We start from the raw sequence: 8,221 nt of genomic DNA, 5'->3' as shown, positions 1-8,221 counted from the left end.
CGCAGGCACTTTCTTGCGCTGCAAAAGATGATCAGCGAGGGCGGACCAAACCGCGGACCGGTGCAGGATGCGCTCACGCTCTTCGACGAGGGCGGGGTGCTTGTGGCGACCAGCGACCCTGGCCTTGCGCAATTGCTCGTGGATTTCAAATGGAAGGAATTGTTCTGGATTAACCGCGAAGCAGTGATTGCAAGCATGAAATTTTTTCTATTCGGCCACGCCATTTATGAAAAGGCACTGCAGCCTTTCACCGGCGTCACCGGCCGCGCGGTGATTATCTCGGCGGATGCGGACTTCTTCGCCGCCGCCCTGGAACAGCGATTGCAGATGCTCGACGAGAAGCTCGCTAGATATCTCAGCGATGCGCGGCACTTTAACCGCACCGCCGAACTGGCGCCGGTTCCCATCCTCGGCATTCCGGGATGGAACGCAGAAAATGAGCGTGAATCATATTACGGAAATGAAGCTTATTTTAGACCGCGAAGAAATGCATGACAAAAACACAAATTTCAAGAGTGAAAGTATCGGTGAAGTTGCATCAATTTCCTGTCCGGCGTAACGTATGAATCGGGGGAAAAGGATGACAGGGTACGACAAAAGTGATAGGTGAGATCGGGGCGGTCGTTGTCGCATAAAATGTCAACTAAATTGTCATCTAGTTCGTCATCCTTCTTTTCGCGTAATTTACATTAGCTCACTATGCTTACCGAATCGGAAATCATAAAAGCGGTTTGCCGGCTCCTTAAGAATCACGGATAGCGCGAAGCACGACCACGGGATTCTTCTTCGGATGAAGAATCAGCGTCATCCCGAACACGCGTTGTTCGTGTGCGCCGGATTGGGAGAATGGGGAACGTCTGGAGCCGCATATTATTTGTTTCGTAACTGGTCGTCTCTTTGTTGGAAACATGGACGCTCAGATTTTTGCAAGGTCATTCGGGTTGAGCATGGCTCAGACGAGTCCGCTGAGGAAGTCTTCAGCATTCCGTGAAAATGCGAATGGCTAACTTGTCGCCACACCGGGTCCTCACGAACTGCACTCGCTGGGCCCGGTGAGTGCGACGTTATGCTGGATACTGGTGCGCATGCACATTGATCGCTACCATAGCTTTGGCGAGCTCGTGGAGCATGAGGTCGAGGGAATCGATTTCAGGCGCACCGTGTTGCGGCGTCCTTTTTCGCCCGTAGCGGTCATCGCTCCGCATGCTGGCAAGATCGAATCGAGCACTTCAGAAATCGCCCGTGCCATCGCCGGAGAGGATTTCAATCTCTACCTGTTTGAAGGCATCAAAAAACGGGGCAACTATGCAGCCTTGCATATTACCAGCCGGCGCTTTGACGAGCCTTCATGCCTTGAGCTGTTGTCGACCTGCTCATTCGTGATCACCATTCACGGCTGTGTCGGACATGACGAGCGCATCTTAATCGGTGGTCTCGACCATTGGTTAAAGAATAAAGTGGCTGCCGAACTTCGACAGGCAGGCCTCGATGTCCGCAACGATGGCCATCATTTCCAGGCAACGAATCCCGAAAATATCTGCAACCGCGGGCAATCGAACAAAGGCGTGCAGCTTGAGCTTACCAAAGCGCTCCGGAGCAGCGCCTATACACAGCGTTTTGTCACAGCCGTACGCGCGGTTTTGCTTTCACTTTAGGCCGCGGCATAACCCGTTCTAGAACTCGAATTATTTCGCCAATAGTGAGAAAATGTAGCCGCTTTTCCCCCTCTCAAATTCGTTTGCCAATATTATGAATGCCGCTCCAGTAAAACCTTCGGTGCCAAAACCGGCGACCGGGCTCGTTGCTTTGCTTATCGCGACGCGCAAGGGTGCTTTCATTTTCAAATCAGACAAGGCCAGGCGCGAGTGGAAAATCGCGGGGCCCATGTTTTTCGGCCACATCGTGCACCACATGGTGCTTGACCCGCGCGACCGGCGCACCTTGCTTGCGACCGCGCGCACGGGTCATTTAGGCCCGACCCTGTTCCGCTCCACCAATCTGGGCAAATCCTGGAAAGAAGCGTCCAAACCGCCCGCTTTTCCCAAGGCAGCCGAAGGGCAGAAGGGGCGCGTGGTGGATCACGTGTTCTGGTTGACTGCCGGCCATGCAAGCGAACCCGGCGTTTGGTATGCGGGGACGTCTCCGCAGGGCTTGTTCAAGAGCGAAGACGGCGGCGACACGTGGGCGCCTGTAGCAGGTTTCAATGAGAATCCGATGTACGCGAAGTGGACGGGGGGAGAACAGGATGGCACGCCTGATGGCCCGAAGATGCACTCGATCATGGTAGACCCGCGCGACGCGCGCCACCTTTACCTTGCCATGTCGGGCGGTGGTGTGTTTGAAAGCGTTGACCAAGGCGCAAACTGGACGCCGCTCAATTCCGGCGTCGCCGCCGATTTCCTGCCGATTCCCAATCCTGAATACGGTCATGATCCGCATTGCGTGCGGCGGCACCCGCTTCAGCCGGATTTGCTATACCAGCAAAACCACTGCGGCATATACCGTTTGGAGCGGCCTGCAACGCGCTGGGAACGAATCGGGATGAACATGCCGAAGAAAATCGGCGATATCGGTTTTCCGCTAGTGCTGCACCCGCGTGATCCGGCGACGCTTTGGGTTTTTCCCATGGACGGAACTTCGGTATGGCCGCGTACCAGTCCCGGCGGCAAACCCGCGGCGTACGTGTCGCGCAACGCAGGCAAGAGCTGGAAGCGGCTGGATGCCGGTTTGCCGCGCAACCAGGGGTGGTTCACGGTAAAGCGCCAGGCGATGACCGCCGACGCGCACCATCCTGTCGGAGTGTACTTCGGCACGACAAGCGGCGAGGTGTGGGCGAGCAAAAATGAAGGAGAAAAGTGGTCCTGCATCGCCAGCCATCTGCCGCACATTTATGCCGTCGAGGCCGCAGAACCTACGCTATGAAAGTGCTGATTCCCAGCCCGTTGCGATCATATACTGGAGATCGCAGCAAGGTGGAAGCCGCCGGAGCGACTCTCGCCGCGCTGCTCGCTGATCTCGATTCGCGCTACCCCGGCATTCGGTTCCGCATGATAGACGAGCAGGATGCGATCCGCCGCCACATCCGCATATTTATTAATGGCGAACAAGTGCGCGGGCTCGAAGTGCCGCTGCGAATTTCGGATGAGGTGATCATCCTGCAGGCCTTGAGCGGCGGCTAGGCAAATGCGCGGAGCGCAAACCTTACCGGCGAAAAAAACGTGCCAAAATTCACGACCAGGTTGATTGAACGCACTGAAGTGGCCGAGGGCACGATGGCCTTCGCTTTTGAGCGGCCGGCCGCTTTTGGTTTCACTGCCGGCCAGTTCCTGACGCTAATTCTTGCCAATCCGCCATATAACGATGCCAAGGGCAATCGCCGGACATTCTCCATCGCTTCGCCGCCGCAGCAGACCGGGCGTTTGCAAATTGCGACGCGTATGACCGGAAGCGCGTTAAAGCGGAGCCTTGCAGAAATATCGCTCGGCACATCGGCAGAATTTGTCGGCCCGGCCGGCTCATTCACGCTGCACAAGGACAATGCCATGCCGGCTGTTTTCATCGCAGGCGGAATTGGCATCACGCCTTTTCGCAGCATGATTAACGACGCTTTTGCCCGCAGGCTCGCGCAGCAAATCACTCTGGTTTATTCTAATCGAAATCCGGAAGGCACGGCTTTTCACAAAGAGTTCTTGGAAATTGCCCGTGCCTATGTAAGCTTCAAATATATTCCGACAATGACGGAGGCCGAGAAATCGCGCCAGCCGTGGGACGGCGAACGGCGTTTTGTGGACGCGGACTTCCTGCGTCAGCATGTTGGGGATATCATGACATCGGTGTTCTATATCGCCGGACCACCGGGTATGGTCGCAGGAATTACCAAAGCCGTAAGCCTAGCGGGTGTGGATTCAACTCGCATCCGGGCTGAACAATTTGATGGATACTAAGGAACCTCTGATTAAGTCCTCCGCGAATTGCGTTGCTGGCAAAATCCGGATGGATGCAAGGCGCGCGACGAAGGTCGTAGCCGGGCCTACGAAGCCGAGGAGCGCAACGATGCAAACGCCGCATTTTGCTGCAACCCGGAGGGACGGGACAATCCCGGCGCATGTCGTTGTTTTTCGTCGCTGGTTTGCCCCCAAGCAAACGGCGCTCCTCACGCCTCGTCCTGCACTCGGATTGCACACCGTCGCAACCGCACGGGACTTAATCAGAGGTTCCAAAGGAGGTGAGTCATGGCAGAATTCGTAAAGGTGGCGAAAACCGAAGATATTGCTCCAGGGCAGGGTAAAGCAGTCGAGGTGGGCGAAAAGACGATCGCCCTGTTTAACGTGGACGGGAAATACTTTGCGATTAACGACACATGCAGCCACCATGGCGGCCCGTTGTCGGAGGGCGATCTCAACGGCAAGGAAGTAACATGCCCCTGGCACGGCGCGGCTTTCGATGTGACTACCGGCGAAGTGCTCGGGCCGCCAGCGACCGTAGGGGTTGTTAGTTACCACGTCAGGGTTTCGGGCAGCGACATCGAAGTCGAAATTTAGAATATCGGCAGCGATTCGCAATCTCCGAGGCGTGTCCGGCCCGCGTCCCGGCTTGCAAAGGCCGAAATGTATAGATCCGCACTAAAGCGCGCGCCCGGGGCAATTTTAATGTTGGCCCTGCTGCAAGGCGCGGGGTGGGCCGAAAACCCGGTTCGAGAGGTGAAAAGCTACTCGCTTGGAGCGGCACAAATATATACCGCAGGCGGTTTCGCGAACGCGGCATACGGGTTCAGTCCCACGCTGGTTTTTTTTGCTTCCACCGGCTGGCGCAAGAAAAACATTTTCGATGCCGTAAAAACAACCGCGAAAATTCTTAGCCAGTGTGGAATTGAAATTCAAGGCGCGCAATTGCACCTGCTAGACGCGCCGGAAAGATTCAAATATTACGATACACCGGTTTCAAGAGAGCTGGCGCGCCTTGCGCCATTTCCCAAACCCACCGTGTACTTCGTCAAGGACACCCTGCAAGTGGAACGTTTTGACGCTGAAGCGATCGGTCGGGCCAACAGCCGGACGCGCCCGGAACTGCGCGACACCATTTGGATCGCATTCGGTGTTAGAGACCTGGGCATTAGCCTGGCCCATGAGCTGGCTCACGTGTTGATGAACAGCGGTGAACATGTTGATGAGCCGGAAAACCTGATGCGGGATGAAACGACGCCGCGCAACACCAAGCTCGATTCCGCGCAATGCGAAAGAATGCGCCGTGAGGGTGGGGAAAACGGGCTGCTCAAGCCGCTTCACCGTTAATTAACCGGGCATAGGCGACTGGGAAATAGGTGTTCTGTTGGGTCCGGATAGACTTTGATTACAAATCGCCGGACCACATGAGCCCTGCGGATCGCGCCGGCGCGCCGCGTTATGCAGGAATATCGGGAGTGAGCTGGCCCTCGAGCATGAAGATCTGATCTTTCAATAGCAGCTTGCGTTTTTTCAAGCGCTGCAACTGCAACTGATCCACCGCTGGTGACTCGGCCAACCTCGTGATGACTTCATCCAGGTCGCGATGTTCCACTTTGAGCTCGCTGATCCTGTGCTTGATGGCTATAATATCGGCTTCGTCCATCGTCAGTTTTCCTCCGTACATTTTACTATAGCAAAAGATCGACCAGCTTGTTTTGAATTGGTTGCGCAATTGGATTAAGGATTTACCAATAAAAATTGATCAATCATCGCGTTTCGGCCGAGAAGCCGCTGAAAAGAATAAATTTCTTCGCTCGATTTTGGCGCGCTTGAAATTTTCTTGAAATATTCAGTAATTCCGGGTCTAATTGGGCGCAATGATTTTGCGTTTATGGAGAATAATAATGCAAACGCGCCGCAATGAGTTTGATGTTACCAACCAGGTTAAAACAACCGATTCGATTGCCGTCAGCAACGAAATCTGCAAGATCTACCAGGAGCTGTATCCTGATCCGAATCCCGACGTATTATCGCAAGCATTTGGCGATGTATCACGTCTTTACGCCGGCAAATACCCGGGATATGTGTCTTGCGACACCTCATATCACGATCTCCAACACGTACTTGACGTGACCCTCGCAATGGCGCGCCTGATGGATGGGTATGAACGCGCTGCGCATGGGACCGAACACTTTGGGGAAAGGCTGTTCCGGCTGGGAATTATCACCGCGTTGTTTCACGACTGTGGCTATATCCGGCACGTTAAAGATACTCGACACCAGAACGGCGCCGAATATACGCTGTACCACGTGTCCCGTGGAGCGCGCTTTTTGGAAGAATACATGCCCAAGGTCGGCATGCCGGATCTCGCGGGCGTGGCGGCGCAGCTTTTGCATTTCACAGGCTACGAGGTTCCGGTGCAGCAAATCAAGGTCCCGAGCTTGGCTTTCCGCTTGCTCGGCAACCTGCTTGGCTCCGCTGATATCATCGCGCAGATGGCTGACCGTTGTTACTTGGAGAAATGCCGCGAGCGCTTGTATCCAGAATTTGTGCTGGGAGGAATTGCGCGCAGGCGCAAGAAGGACGGCAGCGAGGAAGTGCTTTTTGAGTCGGGCGACGACTTGGTTTTCAAAACCCCGGTTTTTCACCGCTCAGCTAGCAAACGCATGGACGAAACATTAGGCGGCGCATACCGCTACGTGCAGCGCCACTTCGGCGGGCAGAACCTTTACCTTGAAGAAATGGAGCGAAATATCCGTTTTGCCAGAACCATAGCGGAAAATCGTGATTTATCGATGCTGCGACGCAAACTGCCAAACACAAATTCAGAGTCCGCCCCGGCAAAAGTCGAGGAGACCGACCGACCGGCTATTGCGGTGGCCTAAGTCCGGTTTCATACAACCAGAACGATTTTTCCGATGTGCACGCCGCTTTCCATGAGTCGATGTGCATTCGAAGCATCCGCAAGCTTGAAGGTGGCGTAAACGACGGGTTTGATTTTGCCCGATTCGATCAGCGGCCATACATTGTCGCGCAGGGCGTTTGCAATACGTGCTTTGAACTCGACCGGGCGAGCGCGCAGGGCGGAACCGGTAATCGTCAGCCGGCGCCGTAGAATTTCTCCTAAATCCACAGTCGCTTTGGATCCGCCGAGATAGGCGATCATTACAATGCGCCCGTCGTCGGCGAGTGCTTTCAATTCGCGCGGAATATAATCGCCGCCGACCATATCTAGAATCACATTGACGCCTTTGCCGCCGGTCGAATTCTTAATAATCTCCGCGAAATCTTCGGTTTTGTAATTGATAGCCCGCTCCGCGCCCAACGCAACACAAGCGGCGCATTTTTCAGCGCTGCCCGCGGTGGCGAAAACGCGATGTCCAAAAGCGCGCGCCATTTGAATTGCAACTACTCCGATGCCGCTCGTGCCGCCTTGAACGAGTAACGTTTCACCGGGCTGTATCGCCGCGCGCTCGAATACATTGCTCCACACAGTGAAGAATGTTTCTGGAAGAGATGCCGCTTCCACAAGACTTAGGCCCTTGGGAACAGGCAAGCATTGCGAGGCGGGAACCGCGCAGTATTCGGCATAACCACCGCCGGCCAGCAGCGCGCAAACGCTATCGCCAACCTGCCAGCCGCTGACTTTTTCGCCGACCGTGGCAATCGTGCCGGCGATTTCCAGGCCGGGCAGATCGGACGCACCCGGTGGCGGCGCATAGTGTCCTTGGCGTTGCAGCAGGTCGGGGCGATTAACGCCGGATGCCGCGACTTTGATTAATACCTCGCCCGCTTTTGGCGCGGGAACCGGGCGACTCGCGAGCTTCAACACCTCCGGCCCGCCATACGCGCCGATTTCCACCGCGCGCATGGTCGCAGGCAAGGAATTCATAATTTTCCCTTCGGCAGAGAACAGGAGTGGAAGCGTGTGCGGTGGTTTTGATTAGTTGGTGCGCAGCACCAGATCATTGACATTGCCTGATATCAAGAACGAGTTCTTGATGAAGGTCGCGCCTGATTTCAGTTCAACGGTTACTCGTCCTGACAGCAGATGGTTAGGCGAAATATCCGCGCTGCCGGTAGCGCCCAACGGGCCGGAAACAAGGCGCAAATTCTTAAATTGATAAGCGCCCTTGCCATACAACAAGTTTCCCGAGAACTCCGTAAACAGCGTTTTGCCGCCGCGCACGCCGTTCCTGCTTGGCATTTGCAGAGCGCGCGTCAGATCCATGTTATTGAGCGACCCCTTGCTGACGTTAAACGTGCTTTCAAGGCGC

Annotated in this window: 11 protein-coding genes; 8 read left to right on the top strand and 3 right to left on the bottom strand. The window is 55.3% G+C overall.

Annotated features, from left to right (window positions below; translation table 11 throughout):
- From VLV32_01825 to VLV32_01795, 7 genes are all read left to right on the top strand, one after another.
- On the top strand, nt 1-495 hold a 495-nt coding region (locus tag VLV32_01825), incomplete at its 5' end, for a DUF3025 domain-containing protein (protein ID HUL40634.1).
- A 557-nt stretch (nt 496-1,052) separates the two neighbouring features.
- The gene (locus tag VLV32_01820; GenBank protein ID HUL40633.1) at nt 1,053-1,655 is read left to right on the top strand and encodes a poly-gamma-glutamate hydrolase family protein; all 603 of its coding nucleotides are present in this window, start codon (nt 1,053-1,055) and stop codon (nt 1,653-1,655) included.
- 94 nt (nt 1,656-1,749) lie between these two features.
- Complete coding sequence (locus tag VLV32_01815; protein HUL40632.1) at nt 1,750-2,922, top strand: glycosyl hydrolase; 1,173 nt, start codon at nt 1,750-1,752, stop codon at nt 2,920-2,922.
- Entirely contained in the window at nt 2,919-3,179 is a 261-nt protein-coding gene (locus VLV32_01810; GenBank protein ID HUL40631.1) for a MoaD/ThiS family protein, read from the top strand. The genes VLV32_01815 and VLV32_01810 overlap by 4 nt, the downstream gene beginning before the upstream one ends.
- Before the next feature lie 39 nt (nt 3,180-3,218).
- Nucleotides 3,219-3,944 (top strand): FAD-dependent oxidoreductase, encoded by a 726-nt coding sequence (locus VLV32_01805; protein ID HUL40630.1) that lies wholly within the window; start codon nt 3,219-3,221, stop codon nt 3,942-3,944.
- Nucleotides 3,945-4,232: 288 nt separating this feature from the next.
- The gene (locus tag VLV32_01800) at nt 4,233-4,541 is read left to right on the top strand and encodes a non-heme iron oxygenase ferredoxin subunit (GenBank protein ID HUL40629.1); all 309 of its coding nucleotides are present in this window, start codon (nt 4,233-4,235) and stop codon (nt 4,539-4,541) included.
- Nucleotides 4,542-4,607: 66 nt separating this feature from the next.
- Nucleotides 4,608-5,291, top strand: coding sequence for a hypothetical protein (locus tag VLV32_01795; GenBank protein ID HUL40628.1), 684 nt, complete (start codon nt 4,608-4,610; stop codon nt 5,289-5,291).
- 109 nt (nt 5,292-5,400) lie between these two features.
- Here VLV32_01795 and VLV32_01790 read toward each other — a convergent pair whose 3' ends face one another.
- Nucleotides 5,401-5,607: a DUF465 domain-containing protein gene (locus VLV32_01790; GenBank protein ID HUL40627.1), complete on the bottom strand. Its 207-nt coding sequence runs from the start codon at nt 5,605-5,607 to the stop codon at nt 5,401-5,403.
- Nucleotides 5,608-5,848: 241 nt separating this feature from the next.
- On the opposite strand from VLV32_01790, the gene VLV32_01785 reads away from it, so the two are divergent.
- Nucleotides 5,849-6,829, top strand: a complete 981-nt coding sequence (locus VLV32_01785; GenBank protein HUL40626.1) for a hypothetical protein — start codon at nt 5,849-5,851, stop codon at nt 6,827-6,829.
- A gap of 8 nt (nt 6,830-6,837) precedes the next feature.
- Here the strand turns inward: VLV32_01785 and VLV32_01780 are convergent, their stop codons facing one another.
- Nucleotides 6,838-7,815, bottom strand: coding sequence for an NAD(P)H-quinone oxidoreductase (locus VLV32_01780; protein HUL40625.1), 978 nt, complete (start codon nt 7,813-7,815; stop codon nt 6,838-6,840).
- 72 nt (nt 7,816-7,887) lie between these two features.
- A partial coding sequence (locus VLV32_01775; GenBank protein ID HUL40624.1) for a hypothetical protein occupies nt 7,888-8,221 on the bottom strand: 334 nt, incomplete at its 5' end.

The sequence above is a fragment of the Burkholderiales bacterium genome (assembly GCA_035518095.1).
Lineage (GTDB): Bacteria > Pseudomonadota > Gammaproteobacteria > Burkholderiales > JAHFRG01 > JAHFRG01.
Note: the sequence above shows the minus strand (reverse complement) of the source record. Positions and strands in the feature narration are given on the sequence as shown.